The sequence below is a fragment of the Salinivibrio kushneri genome (assembly GCF_005280275.1).
In the GTDB taxonomy this organism is placed as follows: Bacteria; Pseudomonadota; Gammaproteobacteria; order Enterobacterales; family Vibrionaceae; genus Salinivibrio; species Salinivibrio kushneri.
This window is the reverse complement of the sequence record NZ_CP040022.1, coordinates 359,495-384,661: the sequence shown is the minus strand read 5'-3', so window position 1 is coordinate 384,661 and position 25,167 is coordinate 359,495. Positions and strand designations below refer to the sequence as shown.

Sequence of the window (25,167 nt, the reverse complement as noted above, 5' to 3'; positions counted from 1 at the left end):
AAAACAACACCTTTAATTCTAAATTTTAGCTGCAACTACTCACACCGTGAAGGCTCCCACACAAGAGCATGGGAGTCAGAGACGGAATACATACCGTAGCCGATGCACCGCTCGTTCCCACGCTCCTGCGTGGGAATGCATATTGGCCGGTTTCTCTTCCGTTAACTATGCCAACCGTCTGCTAATGCCTCGGCTTGCTCTAGGACCAGCTTGGTAGCTTCTTCGGCTTTATCAGGCGGATACTTCCAGCGGCGGAGTAGGCGGCGGACAATATTACGCATGCGTGCGCGTACACTGTCGCGCTTTTGCCAGTCTACCGTTGCTGATTTTCGTAACTGGCGGGTTAGCTCAATTGCTAATTTCCGGAGCGTATCATTGCCCAGCTCACGCACCGATGCCTCGTTCACTACCAGTGCGCGATAGAAAGCAATTTCGTCAACGGTGAGATCCAGCTCGTCCATCATGCTGGCGTCGGCTTGCATCTCTTTGGCCCAGCGGATCAGCTCTTCAATGACCTGCGCGGTTTCAATGCTGCGGTTATGGTACTTTTGCAGCGTTGACATAATGCGATCTGAGTACTTTTTCTCCTGTACTACATCGTTTTTCATCCGCGCTTTGACTTCATCGCGTAATAGCCGTTCTAGCAGATCAACCGCAAGGTTCTTCTCTTTGAGATCTTTCACCTCTTCCAAGAATTCTTCCGACAGCAGGCCAATATTGGGCTTTTCCAGCCCCACGGTGCTGAAAATGTCATCGACCCCGTCTGCGACAATGGCGTTATCAAGGATCTGACGTAGCGCGGAGTTGCGGGTTTCGTCGCTGCGCTTTTTATCGACGGTGGAGTGCTTTAAAAAGGCCGTCTTAATAGCACCGTAAAAGGCGATTTCGTTTTTATACCCCTCTACTTCATCCAGCGTATTACACAGGGAATACGCCTTCATCAGCGCGGCCATGGTATCGAGATAGCGGCGTTTGCCGTCGCGCACCTCTTCCCCTTTGCTGTTACGATGAGACAGGCCCGCAATATGGTTCAGCGCACCGGGCAGCAGGCGAATAGCTTGGGTTTCAAAGTCTGGGCGGTAGTGAAATACCTCACCATCAACGGGGGTGGCAAACATGCCTCTGACCACATCGATTTTTTCCATCAACACCGCGAAGGCCTCGGCGGTATCGACGGTGGGTTTGCCCTTACCTTGGCTATTGGTATAGGTTTTTAGTGCGTTTTTCAGTTCGTTAGCAATACCGATATAGTCCACGACCAGCCCGCCGGGTTTGTCTTTAAACACCCGATTGACCCGCGCGATCGCCTGCATCAGGTTGTGGCCTTTCATCGGTTTATCGACATACATGGTATGGCAGCAGGGCGCATCAAAGCCGGTCAGCCACATATCGCGTACGATCACCAATTGCAGCTCATCGTCCACGTCTTTAAAGCGTTTCTCAAACAGCTTCTTGGTTTTCTTATCGTAGATGTGGGGTTGCATCTTTTCTTTATCTGACGCGCTGCCCGTCATCACAATTTTTATCGCCCCCTTGTGTGGGTCAGGGTCATGCCACTCGGGCTTGTTTGCAACAATCGCGTTGTAAAGATCAACACAGATTTCGCGGCTCATCCCTACGATCATCGCTTTACCGGGGAAAGTCGCGGTGCGGGTGGTAAAGTGCTCGACTAAATCAGCGGCCACTTGCTCAATGCGGGGCGCGGCACCCACCAGTTTTTCGAGTGCTGACCACGTAGATTTTAGCTTCTCGCGGGTGCTGATCTCTTCGTCTTCGCCGATTTCTTCATCGACTTGCTCATTCAGCGCTTCAATGTCGTCTTGGTTAATGTCTAGTTTGGCAAGGCGAGATTCGTAATAAATGGGCACGGTGGCGCCATCTTCGACCGCATCTTGAATATCATAAATCGAGACGTAATCCCCAAACACACCGCGAGTGTCTTTGTCGTCTTGCGAAATAGGCGTGCCGGTAAAGCCAATAAAAGAGGCATTCGGCAGCGCATCGCGCATGTATTGTGAGTAGCCATACACATAGCGGTGATCTACCACTTGCCCATTAGCGTCTCTTACTTCGCGAAGTTTTGCTTTGTTGCCGTATTGGCTGCGGTGCGCTTCATCAGAGACCACCACAATATTGCCACGCTGCGATAACTGAGGATGAAACGACTCATCGTCCTGCAACGAAAACTTTTGCACGGTGGTAAAAATGATCCCGCCTGATTGGCGACTGGCGAGTAAATCGCGCAGGGACTCTCGATCCTCGGCTTGCTGTGGCAACTGCTTGAGGGTGTCTTGCGCCATGGTAAAGGTGTTAAACAGCTGACCGTCCAGATCGTTACGGTCGGTGACCACCACCAAGGTAGGGTTGTTCATCTCTGGCTGTTGTAACAGCTTGCTGGCATAACACACCATCGAGATGCTTTTACCGCTGCCTTGGGTATGCCACACCACCCCCGCCTTTTTACTGCCAGGCTTAACGGTATTGACATAGTTGGCGCGCGGCTCTGTCACTTGGTTGGTGGTGTTGGCGGCAATAACCGTTGCTTTGACGGCCTCGCGCACGGCATGGAATTGATGATAACCGGCAATTTTCTTAATCATGGTGTCGCCGCTTTGCTCAAATAGGATAAAATAGCGAATGTAGTCGAGCAGCAGGGCGCGATTAAAAAAGCCACGGATTAGGGTTTCGAGCTCAAACTCATTGAGGGGTTTGTCGTCTTCGCTGGCAATGGTGCGCCAAGGTAAAAAGCGCTCTTGGTTTGCGGTTAGCGAGCCAACACGTGCCCGCGTCCCATCCGAGATAACCAGGGCTTCGTTACATACAAATAAGTCACTAAGCTCGTCTTTGTAAGTTTGAATTTGGTTATAAGCTTTCCAAATATCAGCCTGTTCGTCGGCAGGGTTTTTGAGCTCAATCACCGCGATAGGCAGGCCGTTAATAAAGACCACCACATCAGGGCGACGGTTGCCTTTCGTGCCCGTCAGAGTAAACTGATTCACCACTAACCAGTCATTGTTATCGGGGTGGGTGAAGTCAATCAGCCTGACACGGTCATGTTTAGTGGTCTGTTTGCCGTCTTGCCATACACTGTATTCCACTGGCACGCCTTCAATCACATAGTGATGGAAGGTTTTGTTGCTTTTAATCAGCACCGGTGAATCTGGGGTGGAGACGGTTTTGGCCACGGCTACTAAGGTGTCATGCGGCACCTGTGGGTTCAGCGCGGAAAGGGCGTTAAGCAACCGCCCTTTTAAGGTGACTTGATGGTAGTCATCGCGCTCAGGGCGGTCGCCGTCAGGGGCGATATCGTAACCGAGCGCGTATTGATAGCCCAGTGTTTTAAACCAATCGAGGCAGAGCTGCTCCAGCTGGTCTTCGGTAATCATCCGCTATTCCTTTTTATTCTTTATCTCACTCGCTGTGATCGCGCAGCCTCATTAGCGTTTAGCTGACCTCTGCCAGTTTTTCTGCCTGTTCCAACGGTAATTCGTCGGAGAGTAGCTTGGGGAGTAGGGTGTCGCGTAGGTTTGCCAACGTTTTATTTTCGTCACCATGGCGCTTAATCAGTTTCATATTCGCAGCGATCAACTCATCGAACTTCTCAAGAATGGGAGGTGGTGGAACAACAAAGGGCATGGTTTGAACAGTTTTAGCTTGTGCTCGCTGACGACCACTTGTTCCTGTCATGCTTTGAATTGCAAATTTTCTAAACGGTTCGAATCTAACTATAAAATAGCTGAAATATTTATAGCTATCTGCCTTGGATCGCATAACGATATATTCTGTAGAGCCCCAGCCAACTTGCTCCTCTTTAAGGAAATCTACGTATGCAGTCTTACCGTTTTCAAGACATGGTGTGATGCGGGCAAGTAACACATCGCCGTTGATGAATTTAGTTCCACTCCCCATTTCTCGTTCGTAGATATCTAGAGCAAGGTGGCCTGCTGTTGGCATGCTTTTCATATCAAGGTATGGAGCCTTTGTCCCTTTCCTGAGAGTGCGTTTGGGATTGAAGTCCATCAAGTCAGACAACTCTCCTGCTTCCCACCCCTCCGGAATCAGCCCCAACTCCGACTCAACCAACTTATCGGGGAAAAGCGCGGCGGTGTCGGCGTCCATTCCTTCGGGCTGCTTGCCCTGCATTTTGGCTTTGACGGGGTCGAAATCAACAAACCAAGACTTAAAGATAGCTTGCGCCATGGCTTCGAGGGTTTGGTTGGTTTGGGTGTTTAGCGCCATTCTTGAAGCAATATCAGATAGTGATTTCGCAACCATATCTTCACTGCCAATTCGAGGAATATGCAATGCTTTTAATACAGGAATTCGAACATTACTAACTGTAGAGCCTGTTCCTTCATTCCAAGCTATCTGCTGCTGGACGTAAGGCGATTGCAACGCCCAAAAGAGGTATTGCCCATTCACACTAGATTTTGGACGTAACAGCACCTGCCGTTGCCCCAAGCAGCACTTTACTCCTTCCGGTATCATGCATACTTCCCCCATAGGGGCTTCACGTGTAAATACTATATCACCTGTTTTTGGGGCAGCTCGCTTTATTCGCTTTAGATAATCTTCTTCGTTAGTAAAACTAGGGGCGGAGAGGTCTAAAACACCATTTCTGATATTCTGATTTCGTAAAACAATAATCCCTTCATCAGTCCATTTTGGTGTCGAGTGAGGACAGTCAACTATAAGCTCACACAATGAATCAAGAGTCGCGGTTTCAAAGCTCATAACCCAACCCCGCTAGATTCTTCTTAATCTCGGCTTCCAACTTGGCCGATTCCGCAAATTGTTCACCCAGCTTTTCGGTGAGGGTCGCCATTTTTTCCGCAAAGGGAATGCCGTCATCCTCCACATCCGCCGCGCCCACGTAGCGGCCTGGGGTCAGAACAAAATCGTGCTTTTTAATCTCATCCAAGGTGGCGGATTTACAAAAGCCGGCTTGGTCTTGGTATGTGGTGCCGTTTACTTCCGCGCCCGTCTTCCACGCATGGAAAACATCGGCCACTTGGGCGATATCGTCCATAGAAAAGTCGCGTAACACGCGGTCTTTCATATAGCCAAGGTGGCGGGCGTCAATAAACAGTACTTCGCCTTTACGGTCGCGCAACTGGCGGCCTGCTTTATCGGTACGTGCTTTTTTGGTTTTGGTTAAAAACCAGATACAGGCGGGGATTTGGGTGTTAGTAAACAGCTGACCGGGCAGGGCAACCATACACTCGACCAAATCGTTTTCCACTAACGCGGCGCGGATCTCGCCTTCATTGTTGGTGCTGGAACTCATTGAGCCGTTGGCGAGCAGCAAGGCTTGCGAGCCGTCGGGCGCGAGGTGGTGGAGCATATGTTGCAACCAGGCAAAGTTGGCATTATTGGCGGGCGGTTGGCCGTACACCCAGCGCGGGTCGTTATCATCGACGCCTGTGTTCCACTCCCGCATGTTAAACGGCGGGTTTGCCATAATAAAATCGGCACGCAGGTCAGGGTGCTGAACATTGGTATAGGTGCTGGCGGGCTCTTTACCAAAGTCGTAATCTAAGCCACGGATCGCCATGTTCATCGCAGCCAGCTGCCAAGTGGTGTAGTTGTATTCTTGGCCGTAAATCGAGATTTTCTGCTTTTGGGTGAGCGGGTCGATGTCATATTTATTGGCGTAACGCTCAATAAACTTTTCTGATTGCACAAAGAAGCCACCGGAGCCCATCGCCGGGTCGTATACTCGCCCTTCGAACGGTTCGAGCATTTCAACAATCAAGCTAACAATCGAGGCGGGCGTGTAGAACTGGCCACCTTTTTTCCCTTCTGCCAAGGCAAACTGACCGAGAAAGTACTCGTAGATATGGCCGAGGATGTCTTTGCTGTTTAGCGAGTTGTGAGAAAACGGGATAGTGGCAATTAGGTTGATCAGCTCAACCAATTTGGCTTGGTCGATACGCAGGCCGCTGTAGGCTTTGTTCAAAACACCCTTGAGCTTGGCGTTGTCGCGCTCAATGCCTTCTAGCGCATTATCAATCAAGTGACCGACGGAGGTGATTTTCTTCGCTTTGCCGGCGATGGTCAGCTCGGCCCCGCCAATCACTCGTGGCGCGTTATCTTGCAAAAACTGCCAACGTGATTCAGCGGGCAACCAAAAGACGTTTTTCTCGGTGTAATAATCACGTTGCTCAAGCTCAATCGCTTTTTCTTCTTCCAGCTCTTCTGGAGTCAAGCCTTCTGGGTCGAGGTAGTATTCGTGCTCTGGATCATCCAGCTGTGCCGAAATTTCTTGGCGGCGGGCATCAAAGGCATCCGACACATACTTGACGAAAATCAGCCCAAGCACCGCGTGTTTATACTGAGCCGCATCCAAGGTGGAGCGGAGTTTGTCGGCGGCAGTCCATAGCTTGCTTTCAAGCGCTTTTAAGTATTCTTGTTCTTGCTGAGTCGGCTGGTTCATTTTTCATATCATATTGCAAACGAATGGGCGTAGTTTATCACTGCTGCGGTTCACTTCGCACTCTTGACTGGATTTTATGACATCTCTGAGTGGTGATTCTGATGGCTTTGTGATCACTAGCAGGGGGATCAATTCGATATGCATTCCCACGCCGGAGCGTGGGAACGAGAGATGAAGCGGCTCACTGGCGTTAGTCGAGTGCCAGAGACTACATGGGCGCGCCGGGATTGCTGGCGGTTTTTCGTGAATGGTAGCAAGGTATGCATTCCCACGCGGGAGCGTGGGAACGAGAGGTGAAGCAGCTCACTGGCGTTATTCGAATGCCAGAGATTACATGGGCGCGTCGGGGCTGCTGGCGGTTTGTCGTGAGTGGTAGCTCGATATGCATTCCCACGCGGGAGCGTGGGAACGAGTTAAATTCTCTGAAAAAATTAATGCAGAGATTACGAGTGAGAACGCGAAACATGATGTTGTTACGAGTTACTCGAAATGGCAGGAAGTTGTAAGCTAATCGAGAGCGCATCTGAATAAAGCGCCCTATGTTTGGGTTTGAGCGCTGTTCACTCGTTCCTATGCTCCGGTGTGGGAGTGTATACGGAGTTTGAATAATGGGTAGAAGTCGTACCTCGTTCCCACGCTCTGGCGTGGTAATGCATATGGAGTGTGAATCATGGGGAGAAGCCGCTATAAAATCACCGAGCCTCACTTACCGCACTTCGTCACCTTGACCGTGCTGCACTGGATCCCGGTATTCACGCGCCCGGACACCGTCAATATCTTGCTTGATGCTTTGCGTTTTTTAAGCAGAGACGGCCTAAAGGTTTACGCTTGGGTAGTACTAGAAAACCACTGTCATTTAGTGTTGCAAAGTAAGGCATTGGATCATGATATTGCTCGACTTAAATCATGGACGGCGAGAAATCTGATTCAATACCTTGCTGAGCGCAACGTTAAACAAATTCTGGATCAATTGGCGTTTTATAAAAAAGCCCACAAAGGTGACCGCGCTTATCAGTTTTGGCAGGAGGGTGTGCATCCTGAACTGATACAAAACGACGCCATGATGTGGCAGAAAATCGACTACATTCATCAAAATCCGGTGAAGCGGGGCTATGTCGATGAAGCAGCTCACTGGCGTTATTCGAGTGCCAGAGATTACATGGGCACGCCGGGACTGCTGGAGGTTTGTCGCGAATGGTAGCGAGGTATGCATTCCCACGCAGGAGCGTGGGAACGAGAACACAAAACGCCCCTGTAAATGCCTCTGTAAACGTCCCTGTAAATAATATTGATGCGTTGGATTCAAGAATTGAAAACGCCGGGGGCTATCATCGCCCTGCTAGCGGCCGATAAAACGCTCACGCGGCCGCAGCTGGCCGAGCGGATCGGCAAAGACATTCGCACCATTGGTCGCACCTTGGCCAAGTTACAGCAAGCGCAAAGGATTAAACGGGTCGGCTCTGATAAAGCCGGCCATTGGGAGGTTCAATCGTGACACAATTGCTGCGTTTGTTGATAAATTTAAAGGCGTTGGGGAAAAGTCTGATTGTTAGAGGGTAACTTTGGTATGCATTCCCACGCAGGAGCGTGGGAACGAGTAAGTGAACCCAGTGAGACCGTTATCTGTTTGATGTATTATCAGTTTTTATTGTCATCTCTTCTTTACTGATAAGCCGCAATATTCTCCGTCCTCTTTACCGCTAGGCTAGATCTTTTCCGCCAAACTCGGTACATTACACGCAAATAGAAACTATTCTCACTTTTGTTTATGGCGCAAGCCATATCACCATGCATGTTTGTAGATATCACCATGATAAAATCGTCTTCATTTCGGCTCGTGCTGGGCGTTGCGTCCTGTTTGGCGTTGACGCCAGTAGTGAGTGCGGATCAACTCGAAAAAGCGCAAGCTATCGAGGGTAACACTACCCAAGAGGCCGCGCAGTCACAGTCACGGATTAATCGCCACTCTGATAGCAGCTTGGCCATGCGCCAAGAAATTGAGCAGCTGCAGGCACAGATTAGTAACCTGGAAATCTATCGAGATCACTTGCAAAACTTGGTGGTCAATCAGGATAAAGAGGCGACCAGCCTGCGGAATCAAATCGACGAGATCAAAGACACTCGCCAAGGCATCGTGCCGTTGATGTATCGCATGTTGGGTGGGCTCGAGCAGTGGCTTGCCAAGGATATTCCTCTTAAAGCCGACCAACGCCAAGCCCGTTTGCAAAAACTGAAGGCGATGATGGGCCGTGCCGATGTGGCGGACTCAGAGAAATTCCGTCGTATTCTCGAGGCGTATCAAATTGAGCGAGACTATGGCAGCAAGCTTGATGCCTATCAAGATACCGTTGTGCTTAATGGTCGAGAGCACCAGGTGGATGTGTTGCACTTGGGTCGAATGTCGCTGGTGGCGCGTAGCTTAGATGGTCAGCAGCATTGGCTGTGGAGCGCCCGCGATGATCAGTGGGTCGCGCTGGATGCCAGTGTCGCGGAAGCGGTGGATAAGGCCTTTGCGGTGGCGCAAAAGCAAATGGCACCGTCGTTGTTATCTCTGCCATTGAGTGCTAACCAAGGGGTGAAGTCATGAGTTGGAAAACCCTTATTGTCGCAACCTGTTTTGCCGCGATGGCGCCTTTTACCCACGCCGATGATCTTGTCGAGCAAACCCAACAGGCGCATCAGCAGGCGAGTGAGCATAACCAAGCACGAGAAGCACAATTCGCGCTGACCGAGCGTGAATTGCGCGCGAAACTCAATCAGCTCAAAGCCACGCGCAATGCGTTAGAGGCGGAAACAGAGCAATTGAGTGACACCTTCAGCGATAACGAGCAACAACTGGCGTCTTTGGAAGATAAGCTGCGTTTGGAGTCGGGCAGTTTGGGCGAGTTGTTTGGTGTGGTGCGCCAAGCAAGTAAAACCATCCAGACCGACGGCGCGTCGAGTTATGTGGCGATCACTCAGCCTGAGTTTAATCAAACGGTGGCGGATATTGTGGCCGCGGATACCTTACCATCGCTCAAGCAGCTTAATAGTCTGTGGCAGGGCATGCTCACGCAAATGCAAACCAGTGGTCAGCTGCAAACCCTATCTCTACCCGTGGTGAATTCGCAAGGTGTATCGTCTGAGCAGTCGGTGGTGCGAGTGGGTAACCTTGGGCTGGTGAATGAGCAAGGGTATTTAAACTGGCAAGCTGAACGACAAGTGGCGGTCCCGTACCGGGCACAACCGGACAACACTTTAACATCAGCAAAGCTTGAACAAGCCATCGGCAACGTGGGTGAGACCGTGCTCGTCGATCCGTCACGTGGCATGTTACTTGGGCAGCTAGAAAATGCGCCAAGCTTAAGCGAACGCTTTGCGCAGGGTGGCTTTGTTGCCAAAGTGATCGCGACCCTATTGGCTGTCGGCTTGCTCATTGCGCTATACCGTGGGGCAGTCTTGCTCTCGGTTCACGCCAAAATGCATCGCCAGCTTAAACACCCAGAATCACCGGAGGATAATCCGCTTGGCCGTGTGCTGAAGGTCTATCATGATGCACCAAAGCGCGATGTGGAATCACTGGAGCTGCGTTTATTGGAAGCGGTGGTGGATGAACAGCAAGGCTGTGAAAAAGGCCTATCGATGCTGAAACTGCTTGCTGCATTGGCGCCGATGCTTGGCTTGCTGGGGACGGTGACCGGGATGATCGAGACCTTCCAGGTGATCACCCAGTTTGGTAATGGCGATCCGAAAGTGATGGCGGATGGCATCTCGATGGCGTTGGTCACCACAGTGCTTGGCTTGATTGCCGCCATTCCGCTACTGCTGGCGCATAACATCTTGAGTGGGCAAGCCGATCACATTCGTGGCATGTTGGAAAAACAAAGCATTAGCCTGGTGGCGGAACAAGCTGAAAACAGTGATCAGCGAGTGGAAACCGGACAAGCGGCATGATAGACGTGGCGTTATTTTCACAGCTTGGCCAGCAGGATATTTTGAGCACCTTGCGTCATTTTATGGCGCAAGGTGGGCCCGTGCTTTGGTGGTTAGGTGTGGTGGTAATGGTGTGCTGGGTGTTGGTGATTGAACGCCTGCTATATCTCTATTCACGATTCCCCGCACAACGTCGCGCGTGGATCGCCGCGTGGCAGGCGCGTACCGACCATCATTCTTGGCATGCACGCGCCATTCGCCAAGGCTGGTTGTTTCAAGCCCAACAGGATCTCGGCCGTTATCTTGGCTTTATTAAAGCCTTGGTGGCTATTTGCCCGATGTTGGGGCTGTTAGGCACGGTCACGGGGATGATTTCTGTGTTTGATGTGATGGCCAGCCAAGGCACCAGTGAGCCCCGTTTAATGGCCTCAGGTATTTCAATGGCCACCTTACCCACTATGGCAGGTATGGTGGCTGCCTTGGCCGGTATGTTTGCCCATGCCCGTTTAGTTAAAGCCTGTCAGCGTCGTGAAGTCGCGCTGGAGCAGGCGCTTCGGAGTCAGTAATGCGATTGATTCGAGCCCAAAAACAGCGCGAGGAAGCGCAGGTTGATTTAACCTCCATGTTGGACATTGTGTTCATCATGCTGATCTTTTTTATTGTTACCAGCTCCTTTGTGCGCGAGTCTGGCGTGGAAGTAAACCGCCCGGAAGCCAGCCACTCAACCAGCCAAAAAGAGGCGGGTATTTTTGTCGCGGTCACCGCCTCGAATGAGGTGTACATTGATAAGCGCCTTGTCGATGTGGAACGTGTCGAAGCGACCCTTGAACACCTGTTGCTCGATAAGCCTGACGCTTCGCTGGTGATTCAAGCCGATGAGCTGGCCTACAACGGGACGGTGGTTAAAGTCATGGATGCGGCGAAAGGGGCCGGCATTGGCAGCATTGCGTTGGCCACGGAGTCGCCGTAATGAAGCGATGGCTAATCTCATTGCCGGCGGCGTTGGTGTTTACGCTTGGCCTGTTTATGTTGATGGCGCTGATGGTCGGACAATCGTCTCAGCGGCCTCAGGAGGCGGCTGAGTCGGTAAGCATTGATATTTTCATGCAAGAGCCGGATACCGAGGTACAACGTCGCCAACGCAGTGTCCCGGAGCGCCCGAAACCGCCAGAGGTGCCCGATCCACCGACGCCGGTGACGCAAACGCAAACACAATCCAGTGCTGCGCCACAGCCGGATATGCCGAACTTGAATGTGCAAAGCAATATTCAAGGGGTGATGGTGCAAGCGCCGTCGCTAGGCGACTTAAATGTCAGCACCGGGCCGAACAACCAGCAAGCGATGCCGCTATTTCGGGTCGAGCCGAATTATCCGCCACGCGCCATGCGCCGCGGCCTAGAGGGATTCGTGGTGGTGAGCTTTACCATTAGTCCCTCGGGACGCCCACAAGATTTGACCGTGGTTGATGCCAACCCGCCGCGCGTGTTTGAGCGAGAGGCGTTACGCGCGCTGCGTAAATGGAAGTATGAGCCGAAAGTGGTTAACGGAGAGGCCGTGGCTCAACCCGGTCAACAGGTGAAACTGGAGTTTAACTTACGCTAATGTTTAAACGACTCATTGTTACCTTCGTATTGGTCATTTCGCTGCCAGCCGCTGCGCAGCTTTCGCCATCGGTGGCACGCTCGATTGAAAAAGCCCAAACGCTAGAGCAAGACGCCAAACTGGGTGAGGCGATTGCCGTGCTCGAAGCGCTGTCTGCTGAACGCGCCTACGATAAGGCCTTTGTAAACCGGGCGTTGGGGGTGTTCTATTGGCAATATGGCAATAACGATAAGGCGATTGTCCATATTCAACGCGCGGTCGACAGTGAACAGCTGAAAGACGCGCAAGCCTGGCAAACCAAGCGCATGCTCGCTGATTTATTGTTGATTGATGGCCAGTATGCGTCGGCGCTGCAATACTACTATCCGTTGGCTCGCGCGATCCCCAAAGAAAAGACGGATCAAAGTGAAGATGTGTGGCTGCGCATTATGCAGGCGCACTATCAGCGTGAACAGTGGAGTAAGGTATTAAGCGCCTACCCGGCGTATCAGGGCGTGGTGAAAAATGGCGCCAGTGTGTCGGCGCTGTCGTTGAAGTTGGGCGCGCAGCTACAACTCGAGCAGTGGCGTGGAGCGACTCCGACGCTTAAAGCATTGTTGAAGCTCGAGCCTGAAAACAAGCAATGGTGGCGCCAATTGGCGGCCAACTATGTGCGCTTAGAGCAACCGAAAGAGGCGATCAGCACCTATTTACTCGCCCAGCGTAAAGGGGTGGAGCTTGAACCCAGTGAGCAGCGTACGGTGGCGCAGTTGTATGCCAATATCGGCGTCCCCGAACGGGCGGCGACGTGGCTCAAACGCTTGCCTGAGAACGAACAAGATGCGCAAACGCTCGCGCAGCAAGCAAGCTTATGGCAGCAAGCGCGGGAATGGCCTCAGGCTGTTTCAGCTTGGCAATTGGCGGCACAAAAAGATCGTCAGTACCATTGGCAATTGGCGTTAATGCAAATTCAGCAAGGCGACTATCAGCAAGCACTTACTTCGCTTGATAAGGCGGGTAAAGGGGCGTCAGCCAAAGAGGTAGCGCTGACAAAAGTGCGCGCCTACTACAAACTAAAGCAGTTTGACCAGGCCCTCGAGCAAGCACGCATTGCTAAAAAGATTGCCCCTGATGAAGCGGTAGAAAGCTGGTTAACGTTTTTGAAAAAGCGTCAGCAAATGCAACGAGGCTGATTTAAGCCATAAGTCGCGAGTGACCTTGGTCGGTTGCGCTGATAAAAAAGCCCCAGCTTGGTGAGACACCAGACAGCTGGGGCTTTTTTGTGAAAACGTGTTGTGCCTATCGTTTGCCATCCGCCGTGTTGATCACATTCGCCAAACCATAGGCACAAAAAAAGGGCGCCTGAGCGCCCTCTATCAATCAGGTCTGATTTCTTATGCTACAGAAACGTCAGAAGCCTGTGGGCCTTTTTGGCCTTGCTCAACGGTGAAGTTCACACGCTGGCCTTCAGTTAGGGTTTTGAAACCTTCGCCAACGATCGCGCGGAAGTGTACAAACACGTCTTTTTCGCCGTTGTCACGAGTGATGAAACCGAAACCTTTCTCTTCGTTAAACCACTTTACGATACCAGTTGCTTGATTAGACATAATCATTCTCTCTTAAATTACAAAAAATAGGATAGCTTTGAACGGAGTCGATGAAATGTCTAAAAGCGAAAGCGGGTAACGTTAGAAACTCTATAATATTGATAATAGCGTAGCTTATGTTGACTTTTACTTGATGTATCATTGATGCTCCATGTTCCAGAGCTGTGTCCACCATACAGCATTCCACCCACATGTAAAGCGTTGTGAGTATTTTTATTTAATCCTTGGGTGGAGCGTTGCGGTTGGGCTACTCATCGTCTCTTTCCCCAGTCTTTTAACAGTTGGGTTACCCCCATTTTCGGGTGATTCAACACGTTGTCATCTTGGGTGACTTCACCAACCACGTCATTGGGGTTATAGAGCGAGCAGGTTTTCATTGATAGGCAGCCACAGCCAATGCAGCCACTTAAATTGGCCTGTAACTGCTGTAAGCGTGCGATTTGCTCATTGAGGGTGGCATCCCAGCGCTGTGCCATATCACGCCACTGCTCTTTGGTGGGGGCTCGGTGAGAGGGCAGTTCACTTAATGCTTCGCCTATCTCTTCAAGTGAGAGCCCCACATGTTGTGCAGCTTTAATCACCGCAAGACGACGCAGCACTGCACGGTCGTAACGGCGTTGATTGCCCGCATTACGCCAACTGGCGATCAAGCCTTTTTGTTCGTAAAAATGCAGGGTAGACACCTTTACCCCCGCGCGTTTTGCCACTTGCCCAACACTCATTTCCATCTTTTTTCACCTTTTTCTGCCACTCCTTGTTTACCTCAATATAACTTGAGGTTTTATCCTGACTAGCATCTTCACAACACAATGAGAGGGGAATCACGATGAAAGAAATGAAAAAGGGCGTTACCTCAATGTTATTGGCGATTATTCAAGGTGTTCAAGGGCGAGTTGGTATGAGCCATAAACCGAAAGCAGTGTCAATCGCATCGATGCCAGCCCACCTTCAAAATGACATAGGGGTGGATACTCTGGATGCTAATGTGCGTCCCTCGGCGAGTCGCTTTCTATAAGCGCGCTGCATCTGTCGCTGTTACAGCATGGGTTGCAGGATGCGAGAAGCGAGGATAGAAAAAAGGCCAGTCATTGCTGACTGGCCTTCGCAGAATTAACGTGCCGTAGAGATGCGATTAAGCGAGCAACTCTTCAGCGGTGTTAACCACGTTTTCAACGGTAAAGCCGAACATCTTGAACAGCTCGTCAGCCGGTGCGGACTCACCGAAGGTGGTCATACCGACAACGCGGCCGTCTAGACCCACGTACTTGTACCAGTAGTCGGCGATACCCGCTTCAATGGCAATACGTGCTGTCACGTCTGATGGCAGCACGGACTCGCGGTAGGCGGCATCTTGCTTATCGAACAAGTCAGTGCTTGGCATAGAGACGACACGCACTTGTTTGCCGGCTTCGCTTAGTTTCGCGGCTGATTCCATCGCCAATTCGACTTCAGAGCCGGTCGCAATCAAGATCAGATCAGGCTTACCCGCTGCATCTTTTAGGATGTAGCCACCTTTGGCAATGTTAGCCAATTGTGCTTCATCACGCTCTTGCTGAGCCAGGCCTTGACGCGAGAACACCAAGGCACTTGGGCCGTCTTTACGCTCAACCGCTGCTTTCCACGCGACCGCAGATTCAACTTGGTCACACGGGCGCCACATGCTCATATTCGGCGTTTGGCGCAAAGTGGCCATTTGCTCAACCGGCTGGTGAGTTGGACCATCTTCACCCAGGCCAATCGAGTCGTGGGTATACACTTGAATGTTTTGCACCTTCATCAACGCGGCCATGCGCATCGCGTTACGGGCGTACTCCATAAAGATCAGGAAGGTTGCGCCGTAAGGTACAAAACCGCCGTGCAGGGCAATACCGTTGATAATGGCGGTCATACCAAACTCACGCACACCGTAGTGCAGGTAGTTACCGCTAGCATCGTCTGCGCTGATCGCTTTAGAGCCTGACCACATGGTTAAGTTAGACGGTGCCAAGTCAGCAGAGCCACCGAGCAGTTCTGGCAGTAGCTTGCCAAATGCTTCTAACACGTTTTGTGACGCTTTACGCGATGCAATTTTGGCTGGGTTGGCCTGTAGATCTTTGATGAGCTTTTGGGTTTCGCTGTCCCAGTTGCTTGGCAGCTCACCCTTCATGCGACGAGTAAACTCAGCGGCTAGCTCTGGATACTGTGCCTGATACGCCGCGAATTTCTCGTTCCATGCGGCTTCTTTGGCCGCACCGGCTTCTTTGGCGTCCCACTGTGCGTAAATATCTTGTGGGATCTCAAATGGGCCATGCTCCCAACCGAGGAACTCACGCGCGGCTTGTACTTCGTCATCACCCAGTGGCGCACCGTGGCAGTCGTGGCTGCCTGCTTTGTTGGGTGAGCCGTAACCGATGGTGGTCTTGGTGCAGATCAATGTCGGCTTGCCAGTTTCTGCTTTTGCCGCTTCGATGGCCGCTTGAATGGCTGCCGAATCATGGCCGTCGACGGCAGGGATCACGTGCCAGCCATAAGATTCAAAGCGTTTCGCGGTATCGTCAGAGAACCAACCTTCCACATGACCGTCGATAGAAATGCCGTTGTCATCCCAGAAAGCGATCAGTTTGCCCAGGCCTAGGGTGCCGGCGAGTGAGCATGCTTCGTGCGAGATACCTTCCATCAAGCAGCCATCACCCAAGAATGCGTAGGTGTGATGGTCGACAATGTCATGGCCGTCGCGGTTAAATTGCGCCGCGAGCGATTTCTCTGCCACTGCCATACCCACGGCATTGGTAATGCCCTGGCCGAGAGGACCTGTAGTGGTTTCAATACCCGGCGCGTAACCATATTCAGGGTGGCCTGGGGTATTCGAGTGCAATTGACGGAACTGTTTAAGATCGTCAATGGATACGCCATAGCCGGTCAGGTGCAGTAACGAATAAATCAGCATAGAGCCGTGGCCGTTTGACAGTACGAAACGGTCACGGTTGGCCCAATCTGGGTTTTGTGGGTTGTGGTTCATGTGGTCGCGCCACAAGACTTCGGCGATATCAGCCATGCCCATTGGGGCGCCTGGGTGACCAGATTTGGCTTTTTGCACACCGTCCATCGCAAGGGCGCGGATGGCGTTAGCTAGCATTTTGCGTTCCATGTGTTTACCTACAGGTTGAACAGGTGAAATAGGGTCAAACAGTATCATAAAAGCGGGCTGAGCCGCTTTTATTGTGTTAAATCACGCTTTGTGTTGGATCACAGTTGTTCGCGAATCATATCTTCAAGCTTGCCTTGGTCAACCGCGAAATTGCGGATGCCTTCTGCGAGCTTCTCAACCGCCATCGCGTCTTGGTTGTGCTCCCATAAGAATTCGGCGTGCGTCATACGCGCTGGGCGTTGCTCGGTGGCTCCCGCGTCTTTGAGTTTCACAGGCACGTCACCGTCGGCGTCGCTCAGCTCTTGGAGAAGCTGTGGGCTGATGGTGAGACGATCGCAGCCAGCCAGCTCTAAAATCTCGCCCGTGTTACGGAAGCTCGCGCCCATCACGACGGTGTCGTAGCCGTGGGCTTTGTAGTAGTTGTAGATGGTGGTGACGGATTTAACACCTGGGTCTTCAGCCGCCTCAAAATCGCGGCCTTCTTTGGCTTTGTACCAATCCATGATGCGGCCCACAAACGGTGAAATCAGGTAAGCACCCGCTTCGGCACAGGCACGTGCTTGTGCGAATGAGAATAAGAGCGTCAGGTTACAGTTGATCCCTTCTTTTTCCAGGATTTCTGCGGCGCGGATGCCTTCCCAAGTTGACGCCAGTTTGATCAGAATGCGCTCGTTACTGATCCCCGCTTCGTTGTACATACTGATAAGCTTGCGCGCTTTAGCCACACTCGCGTCTGTGTCGTAAGACAAACGTGCATCTACCTCGGTAGAAATACGGCCAGGGATCACGTTGAGGATTTCTTTACCAATATTGACGGCGAGACGGTCACAGGTATCGGCAACCTGTTGGTCTGCGTCGCTGCTGTGTGATTTTGCATAAGCAATCGCTTCATCGATCAGCGGCGCATATTCTTTGATTTGCGCGGCTTTGAGGATCAGAGAAGGGTTGGTTGTGGCATCTTGCGGTTGGTATTTTTTAATCGCTTCGATGTCGCCTGTGTCAGCGACCACTGTGGTTAGGGCACGGAGTTGGTCCAGTTTGTTGCTCATCTTCACTCACCTTCTTTACGTGGTAGGCCCAGACGCCGAGTTACGTGCTAACGCTTGATCTGAATATGAACAGATGCAACGCGTCTGAGCAAATGATGTGACGATCTTTGAGTTTTTTACGCCACTTGTCAATTGTATTGCGATATAAAGAGAGTTACGTCTCACTCTTTGGTCACGAATTTACTCATCCTGTTGAAATGTGAACACGCTTTCATCAGGTGCAGGCTCGGACATATTCAGCAAGGCCATTGCGCAGCTTGCACTGGTCGCGAGTACATCGATAACGCCCGTTCTCAGCGCTCCGAGTATCGATAAGGCTTTGCGACTCTCGCTCGCCATGGCAATAACACTCGGAATACGTGCCAAATCTGGCATCGCCAGTCCAACCACACGGCCACGCATCAGGTTATCCGTGGGTTGCCCGTCAAGTCGGAAGAAATCAAAACCGCCGATGTCTCCGACAATACCATGATTCACCCGTGCTTCAACAAACTCGCGTGCGGTAAAGCAACCCAATTTGACCATATGACTATTTTCGTCCATATCGCCAATGCCGACCAGTGCAAACTCTGCCTTTCTCGCCTGATTCAAGGTTTCACTGATATTGGGGTGAGAGACAAACACTTGTTGGATTGACTCGTTATCGACGTAGGCGGGGGCATACAGGGTTTCACTGCTGCCACCAAATTTTTTGGCGAGACGCCGGCAAATATGATCCGCGTTAAAGGCATCACCACTTCGGTGGGTACCGCCGATAGCACAAACAAAGCGCGTTTGGCGATGAGAGACGACCCCTGGGTGATCAGCAACCGCCGCGACGTTTTGACCTTGCCCCACTGCGACTACCATGCCGTCGTTAAGGTTGCCATCCAAATAAGTGGAAACCAGGGTCGCGACTTGAGTGCGCTGCTCTTCGGGACTGGGTTGGTCGAGAGAAATTAATGCACGTTTGAGATTAAATCGCGCCATGAGCCTTTGTTCTAATTGCGCGCTATGCACGGGGTGAAACTTCACCGTGATTTCAACGATCCCTTCCTCGCGTGCTTTTCGGAGTAGACGGCTGACTTTGGGGCGACTTATTTTGTATTTGCGTGCGATCTCCTCTTGGGTAGCGCTTTGCTGGTAATACAGAATGGCGATTTCGGTCAGCAAATCTGTGTCTTCGTGAACGTTATCTGGGGACGTTGGCGTACTCATGGATGTTAGTCTCGCTCATCGATCGGATCAAACTCACCGCACACAGTACGGCTCACTGTAATGGGTCTCAGTGTATCGCGCTTATGATGATTGAACAAATGTTCCATTTTAAAACTTATGTTCATTTGTTTTGGCTTCTACGACGCGCTATGTAACCCTCTGATTAATCGTATAGGCAGCGTTTTTAAAGGCGCTCTGTTTGAAAAAGTAGCCATCACTATCTATTTTTATTACGTCCCGCCAGCATTCCGAGCAGATCAAATCGCAAGAAGTACAAGGGAAGGGGAGTAACCTCGGGCGGCAGACTCGTTTTTGGTTAAGGAGTGTATGTTTATGCACGCACTACAGTCTCGGCAGCCCCTTATTTGGGTGACGACCTTGTTCACATTGGTGGTTGTATTGGCTGTCGGGTTTTGGATGACGAGTTTGAGCCGCACCACCGCCCCTGCGCAATCACTGGTCAGCACCGACTATAGCTATTTCATTGATGAAACCAACGATCTCTCTCTTAACTATGTGTTGGATCATGCGCCGTTTACGCCAGCCGATAGCGCGCGTGACATTCCGTGGAAGCTGGCTTATCAAACCTATTGGATCAAGCTTGATTTTAATTATCGTGGCTTGGCTGAGCGCGACATTCATGTGCTCACCGATAACCCACTGATTGACTATTTGGACGCGTACCATATCTTGGATAGCGATCAGGTGCGCTCACAGATAAAAGCAGGGGATAAAACACCGGCACGCTTGAATCGCTTGCCAATGCCTGATTCCATTCCGGTCAATTTACTCCCTGATCGTGACAACCAATTACTGCTCAAAGTTACCTCGAATGATATGGCGATCATGCCGTTAAGTGTAATGTCGCACCACGCGTTTGATCATCTGTCTAGATCGGTACATTTGGTCTGGGGGGGATTTGTCACCTTTACGTTTATGGTCGCGCTGTATAGTGCTGGGGTGTATGTCTATAGTCGTCAGCGCGTCTATCTCATTTTTGTTCCCGTTGCCCTAATGAGCGCGATGCTCGTGAGCGTGAATCACGGTTTCAGTCGTTACTTTTTGCCAGATACGGTTCAAATAGTCATCAGTAACCACTTGGTTGCGTTGGCCGTTTGCTTACTCATGGCGGGATTGTGGTTTACTTATTATTTTTTAGACTTTGAGCGAAGTCGGCTTTATCAGCGTGCCAGATCACTGTTTTATATGACTTGTGGAGGGCTATTTGGCTTAGCTGTATTAAGTTTTATTACCCCGACGTATGTGTCACTGTCATTCGTTTTTATCGCGCAATTACCAGTTTATGGCTTGCTAGCCTACTACCTATGGTTGCAATGGCAACCGAGAAAGTCTTGGCTCTTGCTTTTTGCCTTCAGCTGGATCCCCGCCATAGTGGGTGGCGTGATGCTTTATGCCTTGATGCTCAATTACGTTGAATACAGCTTACTATCACGTTATGCCCTGATGATGTCGCTGGGAATGACCATGATCTTGTTTACTTTGGCGTTAGCCGAGCGTTTCCGGTGCCAACGGTTACAAGAAATGCAAGCGCTCACCCACGATACCTTAAGCTATTTACCGAATAATAATGTATTACATATGATGATCGACGACTTGATCAGTCGGAATATGAGTTTCAATTTATATTGTCTCTCGGTAGATAATTATACCAGCCTCTTACCGTATTTAGATGAGCACGCTCGAGAGGAATACATCACCGCGATTGCGGAGCGTATCAGTGATGTCCTGGCTGTACCCCCTGTGATCTGTATAAGAACGGACAGTGACAGGCCAGATTATCGCTTGGGCTGCTTAAAAGAAGGCGTATTTGCTTTTTTAATGGATGATGCTGACAGCGCAACGTGTGACCGTATCATCGACGCGCTGATTAAAGAGTTAAATGGTGAATTGTGTGTTGGCGCGTTTGTCACACAAGTGAAAGTACGGGTTGGTGTTTGTCACTGCCCCACCGATGGTGATCATCCGAGCTTATTAATCAGCCGTGCCCTAAGCGCTATTGCTCAACACCAGTCACTCACTACTCACTATGCACGCTTTAACTCCGACGAGCAGCGACATCATCAACTGCATGTTTCACTCGTGACCGATTTAAGAGACGCCATCGAGAATGATCAGCTCGAGCTTTATCATCAACCGCAGATTGACTTGCGCACTGGCTCTATCCATGGTTCGGAAGTCTTAGCGCGCTGGACGCACCCTGAGTACGGGCAAATATCGCCTGAAGTCTTTGTGCAAATGGCGGAAGATGTTGGGATCATTAATAATCTTACTTTATGGGTGATGAAACGCGCGTTTCAACAACAAGCGCAGCTTATCCGTAACGGCCATTGCCGCCGCCTTTCCATCAATATCAGTGCGTCTGATATTTATATACCGGATCTGGCTAATCGTGTGGTCGAGCTGGCGCACCGATATCATATACCGACAAACCTCATCTCGTTGGAACTGACAGAATCAGTGATGGTCGAGGACTATAACTGGCTAAAACAACTGATTTCAGCACTGTCTGCCAGTGGGATTGAAGTATCGATCGATGATTACGGCACGGGCTATTCCTCGTTGTATTTCCTTTCTCAACTCCCATTCACTGAGCTTAAAATTGATCGCAGTTTTGTGCGAGATCTGCACAAGAGCGGCCGTCATCAAAGCATTGTTCGCGCCACCACAGACATGGCCCGCTCACTAGGGGTAATGGTTGTTGCTGAGGGCGTGGAAACAGAGGAAGCGGAGGCCCTGTTACGCCGGTATGGCGTCGATGTGTCACAAGGCTATTATTACTCTCGGCCGCTTCCGTTCCAACAATATCAGGCTTATGTTGAGCGCATGGACAGTGTGCAACCGACGGCGATATTGCAAGAGAAAAGCCTGCGCTCCTCCTCAGATGGATAAGGCTTGTCGAGTATTACCCTAACGCCAGCGCATCACGCAGGTGCCCATTGGCCTGCTGAAGGCGTTGCCGGGCTGTAGCGGGATCCTGGTCGGCCAAGATCATCAAGATCGCGACTTTTACTTCGCCATCAGCGCGTGAAAGGGCATGTGTCGCGGTATCTTCTTCACACCCTGTCGCTTCCATCACGATCAACGTTGAACGGGTCGCCAGTTTATCGTTGCTAGCTTTTACATCGACCATCAAATTTTGATAGCACTTGCCTGTCTTTATCATCGCGGCGGTGCTTAGCATATTTAATACCATTTTTTGCGCCGTACCTGATTTCATTCGGGTTGAGCCCGTGAGCGCTTCGGGGCCAACCTCGGGTGTAATGGCAATCTGGGCGTGGGTGTTGATCGCCGCATGGGGATTACATGACAGCGCGACCGTCACCGCGTCGATTTTCTGGGCATAATCGAGTGCACCGAGGACATAAGGGGTGCGACCACTGGCGGCGATGCCGACCACTACATCCTTCGCGGTGAGGTGTTGCGCGACCAAATCCGATTTACCCGCATCAGGGTTATCTTCGGCACCTTCTTGGGCAACGAACATGGCAGGTTCGCCACCGGCAATCAGTCCTATGACCTGCTGATTATTAACCCCAAAGGTGGGCGGGCATTCAACGGCGTCAAGCACGCCAAGTCGACCACTGGTTCCCGCCCCGATGTAGATAAGACGGCCGCCTTGGTTAAAGCTTGCCGCAATCGCATCGACCGCGTTGGCAATCGCAGGGAGCTGCGTCTGCACGGCGGCGGCGACTCCCTTATCTTCTGCGTTAATCATCGCCACCAAGCCCAGTGTGTCTTGTTGGTCGATCGTCAGTGTATGCGGGTTGCGTGTTTCTGAGAGTAAGCCTTTTAGCTGATCGACGCTGGGGGCTGACATAATCGTTCCTCAGTAAGGTAGATAAATGGCACCAAGGCAACAGGCTTGCGTTGCGCCCGTCACGGCGGGTACGTTGCCTGGTTGGTGATTAAGGGTTTGTCTGGCTAGCCAAGCAAAGGCAATAGCTTCCATATCGTCGCAACTGATCCCGGCATCGTCAGTTTGTGCAATCGACCATTGCGGAAGTGCCTGTTGTAGCGCATGCATCAATGCTTGATTGTGCGCGCCACCGCCACACACGAAGACGCGGCCACGTTCTAATGGACGAATGGCTAATGCAATACTTTCGGCAGTCAATGCCAGCAAGGTCGCTTGCACTTGGTCTGGAGAGAGTGAAAACGCGAGCAGTTGGCGATCGAGCCAGTCAAGATTGAAGTATTCCCGCCCGGTACTTTTGGGAGCGGGACGTGAGAAGTAGGCGTCGGATAACAGGCGGTTGAGTAAGGGTTGATACGCGCAGCTGGTGGCTGCCCACTCGCCATCTTTATCATAGGCTTGATGGCGGTGACGCTGCGTCCAGGCATCCATCAACATATTCCCGGGGCCCGTATCAAAGCCATACAAGGGGCGGTCAGGGCAAATCATCGATACGTTGGCAATACCGCCGATATTCACTACCGCGGTGGCTTGTTCGCTATCAGCAAAGTAATCATTGTGAAAGGCGGGCACCAAAGGCGCGCCTTGGCCGCCATACGCCATGTCTTTGCGCCTAAAATCAGCGACAGTGGTAATGCCGGTTCGCGCTGCAATCACATTGGCGTCGCCAAGCTGCATGGTGAATGGATAATCACCGCTGGGTTGGTGATAGACGGTTTGACCATGACAACCGACGGCGGCGACATGCTTGGGCCGTAATGCTGCTTGTTCAAGTAAGGTATTGATAGCATTGGCATAACATTCCCCTAAACGACGATCGAGTTCACCCAAAGCTTTGACCGACATCGGATGGCCTCGGCTCAAGGTAATCACCGTGGTTTTAATATCGTGGGGAAGCGGATCGCTGTGGCGGGCGATAGACTCCACGTAACCGGCGTGAGTAAACCTTACAGCGACGACATCGATATTATCTAAGCTCGTCCCTGACATAACACCTATATAGATATCGGCGGCGGGTTGTGGCATCGGGTGTTCCCTTACAGTGGTCCAGCGATAAAATGGGGGTGAAAGACAAGGTACTGAGTATAATCAGATTGCGATACGTGGCAAAGTGCTTGAGTATGCGTCTGTGATACTGACATCTTATCAGTCGGTACGACATGATGGTTGAGGATACCGAGCAAGATTGTCAGTGGGTTGACAAGCGTATGAAGGAGAAACAATGGGACCGGTTTGGCTGGATGTGCATGCAGAGCAGCTCGATAACGAAGAAAAAGAAATTTTGGCACACCCGAGTGTTGGGGGCGTCATTTTATTTGCTCGCAATTATTTTGATTCCGCGCAGCTGCGTGCATTAACCCGGTCAATACGCGCCGCGGCTGGACGTGAGATCCTCATTGGCGTCGACCAAGAGGGCGGACGTGTTCAGCGATTTCGCGACGCGTTTACGCCCATCCCCGCCGCGCAGTCATATGGTGCGTTGAGCGCCAGTCCAGCGCTGGCGGAGCAGGCGGGTTGGGTAATGGCAATGGAGATGATCGCCCATGGGATCGATCTTAGCTTTGCACCTGTGCTGGATTTAGGGTTTGGGTGTGCGGCAATCAAAGACCGCGCCTTTGGCGCAACACATCAAGCTATCACCGACTATGCCGGCGCCTTTGCTAAGGGGATGCGCGTAGCCGGCATGGCCACGACAGGGAAACATTTTCCGGGACACGGCGGGGTGAAAGAAGACTCGCACTTAGTGACACCTGAGGACACGCGCGATATTTTGCACTCAGACGATTTTGCGATTTTTCAATCGTTTATTGAGCAGGGGCTCGTGGATGCGATGATGCCTGCGCATGTGATTTACCCACAACATGATGCCTTGCCAGCGAGCGGCTCGCCATACTGGCTTAGCCAGATTTTGCGCCAACAGCTTGGGTTTAAAGGGGTTATTTTCTCTGATGATTTAAGCATGGGCGGCGCGCATTTGTTCGGCGACGCGCCCGCGCGTGCCAAAGCGGCACTTGATGCTGGATGTGATATGGCCTTGATATGCAATGATCGTCACAGTGCGGTGTCGGTGCTCGACGCGTTGCCGATTCAGTCGGTTCCTGCGGCTGACAGGTTGCGGGTGCGCCAAACCGTGGATTGGCAACGCTTACAGCAAGATCCGCGTTGGCAGCTAGGACAGCGTGCGATTAAACGACACGCAGCAGAGTGGCAAGCGCAACAAGCCTGAGTGAGTGCTCCAGTGTCTAAAAACCACAACAAAAAGGCAACGCGATAACGTTGCCTTTATCCTATCAATGACCAGTGCTTAATGCCGCGAGCCTTAC

Annotated in this window: 21 protein-coding genes; 11 read left to right on the top strand and 10 right to left on the bottom strand. The window is 51.4% G+C overall.

The features are described 5' to 3' along the window. Positions 1-161: 161 nt before the first annotated feature. Genes FCN78_RS14825 through FCN78_RS14815 form a run of 3 tightly spaced genes read right to left on the bottom strand, consistent with a single transcriptional unit; the run spans position 162 to position 6,436 of the window. Positions 162-3,386: a type I restriction endonuclease subunit R gene (locus tag FCN78_RS14825; protein ID WP_077658925.1), complete on the bottom strand. Its 3,225-nt coding sequence runs from the start codon at positions 3,384-3,386 to the stop codon at positions 162-164. Between the two features lie 58 nt (positions 3,387-3,444). Beyond that, complete coding sequence (locus tag FCN78_RS14820) at positions 3,445-4,734, bottom strand: restriction endonuclease subunit S (RefSeq protein WP_077658926.1); 1,290 nt, start codon at positions 4,732-4,734, stop codon at positions 3,445-3,447. Next, positions 4,724-6,436: a type I restriction-modification system subunit M gene (locus FCN78_RS14815; protein ID WP_077658927.1), complete on the bottom strand. Its 1,713-nt coding sequence runs from the start codon at positions 6,434-6,436 to the stop codon at positions 4,724-4,726. Before FCN78_RS14815 ends, FCN78_RS14820 begins: the two co-directional genes overlap by 11 nt. Positions 6,437-7,106: 670 nt before the next feature. Here FCN78_RS14815 and FCN78_RS14805 point away from each other — a divergent pair. The 8 genes from FCN78_RS14805 (at position 7,107) to FCN78_RS14770 (ending at position 13,122) form a co-directional block, all read left to right on the top strand. Next, a complete protein-coding gene (locus FCN78_RS14805; RefSeq protein WP_077658928.1) occupies positions 7,107-7,637 on the top strand; it encodes an REP-associated tyrosine transposase in 531 nt (176 codons plus the stop codon). A 90-nt stretch (positions 7,638-7,727) separates the two neighbouring features. Then, complete coding sequence (locus FCN78_RS14800) at positions 7,728-7,931, top strand: hypothetical protein (protein ID WP_077658929.1); 204 nt, start codon at positions 7,728-7,730, stop codon at positions 7,929-7,931. A 315-nt stretch (positions 7,932-8,246) separates the two neighbouring features. Continuing rightward, on the top strand, positions 8,247-9,023 hold the full coding sequence (locus FCN78_RS14795; protein WP_106407170.1) for a DUF3450 domain-containing protein: 777 nt from the start codon (positions 8,247-8,249) through the stop codon (positions 9,021-9,023). After that, positions 9,020-10,369 carry a MotA/TolQ/ExbB proton channel family protein gene (locus FCN78_RS14790; protein WP_069360895.1) on the top strand — a complete coding sequence of 450 codons (1,350 nt, stop codon included), beginning with the start codon at positions 9,020-9,022 and terminating at the stop codon, positions 10,367-10,369. The genes FCN78_RS14795 and FCN78_RS14790 overlap by 4 nt, the downstream gene beginning before the upstream one ends. Continuing rightward, positions 10,366-10,914 carry a MotA/TolQ/ExbB proton channel family protein gene (locus tag FCN78_RS14785; RefSeq protein ID WP_069360896.1) on the top strand — a complete coding sequence of 183 codons (549 nt, stop codon included), beginning with the start codon at positions 10,366-10,368 and terminating at the stop codon, positions 10,912-10,914. Before FCN78_RS14790 ends, FCN78_RS14785 begins: the two co-directional genes overlap by 4 nt. Next, positions 10,914-11,318 carry an ExbD/TolR family protein gene (locus FCN78_RS14780; RefSeq protein WP_069360897.1) on the top strand — a complete coding sequence of 135 codons (405 nt, stop codon included), beginning with the start codon at positions 10,914-10,916 and terminating at the stop codon, positions 11,316-11,318. Before FCN78_RS14785 ends, FCN78_RS14780 begins: the two co-directional genes overlap by 1 nt. Further along, entirely contained in the window at positions 11,318-11,950 is a 633-nt protein-coding gene (locus FCN78_RS14775) for an energy transducer TonB (RefSeq protein WP_077520443.1), read from the top strand. Before FCN78_RS14780 ends, FCN78_RS14775 begins: the two co-directional genes overlap by 1 nt. Next, complete coding sequence (locus FCN78_RS14770; protein ID WP_077658930.1) at positions 11,950-13,122, top strand: tetratricopeptide repeat protein; 1,173 nt, start codon at positions 11,950-11,952, stop codon at positions 13,120-13,122. Before FCN78_RS14775 ends, FCN78_RS14770 begins: the two co-directional genes overlap by 1 nt. Positions 13,123-13,323: 201 nt before the next feature. On the opposite strand, the gene cspE is transcribed toward FCN78_RS14770, so the two are convergent. Together cspE and soxR are read right to left on the bottom strand one after the other, a co-directional pair. After that, entirely contained in the window at positions 13,324-13,536 is a 213-nt protein-coding gene (gene cspE / locus FCN78_RS14765) for a transcription antiterminator/RNA stability regulator CspE (RefSeq protein ID WP_069360900.1), read from the bottom strand. Positions 13,537-13,787: 251 nt separating this feature from the next. After that, entirely contained in the window at positions 13,788-14,264 is a 477-nt protein-coding gene (soxR, locus tag FCN78_RS14760; RefSeq protein WP_069360901.1) for a redox-sensitive transcriptional activator SoxR, read from the bottom strand. Positions 14,265-14,362: 98 nt separating this feature from the next. Here soxR and FCN78_RS14755 point away from each other — a divergent pair, with 98 nt between their 5' ends. After that, a complete protein-coding gene (locus tag FCN78_RS14755) occupies positions 14,363-14,551 on the top strand; it encodes a hypothetical protein (protein ID WP_069360902.1) in 189 nt (62 codons plus the stop codon). A 117-nt stretch (positions 14,552-14,668) separates the two neighbouring features. Here FCN78_RS14755 and tkt read toward each other — a convergent pair whose 3' ends face one another. The 3 genes from tkt to FCN78_RS14740 all read right to left on the bottom strand — a co-directional run bounded on the left by tkt (position 14,669) and on the right by FCN78_RS14740 (position 18,909). Then, complete coding sequence (gene tkt, locus FCN78_RS14750) at positions 14,669-16,663, bottom strand: transketolase (RefSeq protein WP_077658931.1); 1,995 nt, start codon at positions 16,661-16,663, stop codon at positions 14,669-14,671. Between the two features lie 98 nt (positions 16,664-16,761). After that, complete coding sequence (gene tal / locus FCN78_RS14745) at positions 16,762-17,712, bottom strand: transaldolase (protein ID WP_069360904.1); 951 nt, start codon at positions 17,710-17,712, stop codon at positions 16,762-16,764. 180 nt (positions 17,713-17,892) lie between these two features. Then, positions 17,893-18,909, bottom strand: coding sequence for a sugar-binding transcriptional regulator (locus tag FCN78_RS14740; protein WP_077658932.1), 1,017 nt, complete (start codon positions 18,907-18,909; stop codon positions 17,893-17,895). A 333-nt stretch (positions 18,910-19,242) separates the two neighbouring features. Between FCN78_RS14740 and FCN78_RS14735 the strand changes: the two genes are divergently transcribed. Beyond that, positions 19,243-21,819, top strand: coding sequence for an EAL domain-containing protein (locus FCN78_RS14735; RefSeq protein WP_162274067.1), 2,577 nt, complete (start codon positions 19,243-19,245; stop codon positions 21,817-21,819). 13 nt (positions 21,820-21,832) lie between these two features. Here the strand turns inward: FCN78_RS14735 and murQ are convergent, their stop codons facing one another. After that, positions 21,833-22,747: an N-acetylmuramic acid 6-phosphate etherase gene (gene murQ / locus FCN78_RS14730; protein ID WP_077485112.1), complete on the bottom strand. Its 915-nt coding sequence runs from the start codon at positions 22,745-22,747 to the stop codon at positions 21,833-21,835. Between the two features lie 9 nt (positions 22,748-22,756). Further along, complete coding sequence (locus FCN78_RS14725; RefSeq protein WP_077658934.1) at positions 22,757-23,869, bottom strand: anhydro-N-acetylmuramic acid kinase; 1,113 nt, start codon at positions 23,867-23,869, stop codon at positions 22,757-22,759. 196 nt (positions 23,870-24,065) lie between these two features. Here FCN78_RS14725 and nagZ point away from each other — a divergent pair, with 196 nt between their 5' ends. After that, a complete protein-coding gene (gene nagZ / locus FCN78_RS14720) occupies positions 24,066-25,070 on the top strand; it encodes a beta-N-acetylhexosaminidase (RefSeq protein ID WP_077658935.1) in 1,005 nt (334 codons plus the stop codon). Positions 25,071-25,167 lie beyond the last annotated feature (97 nt).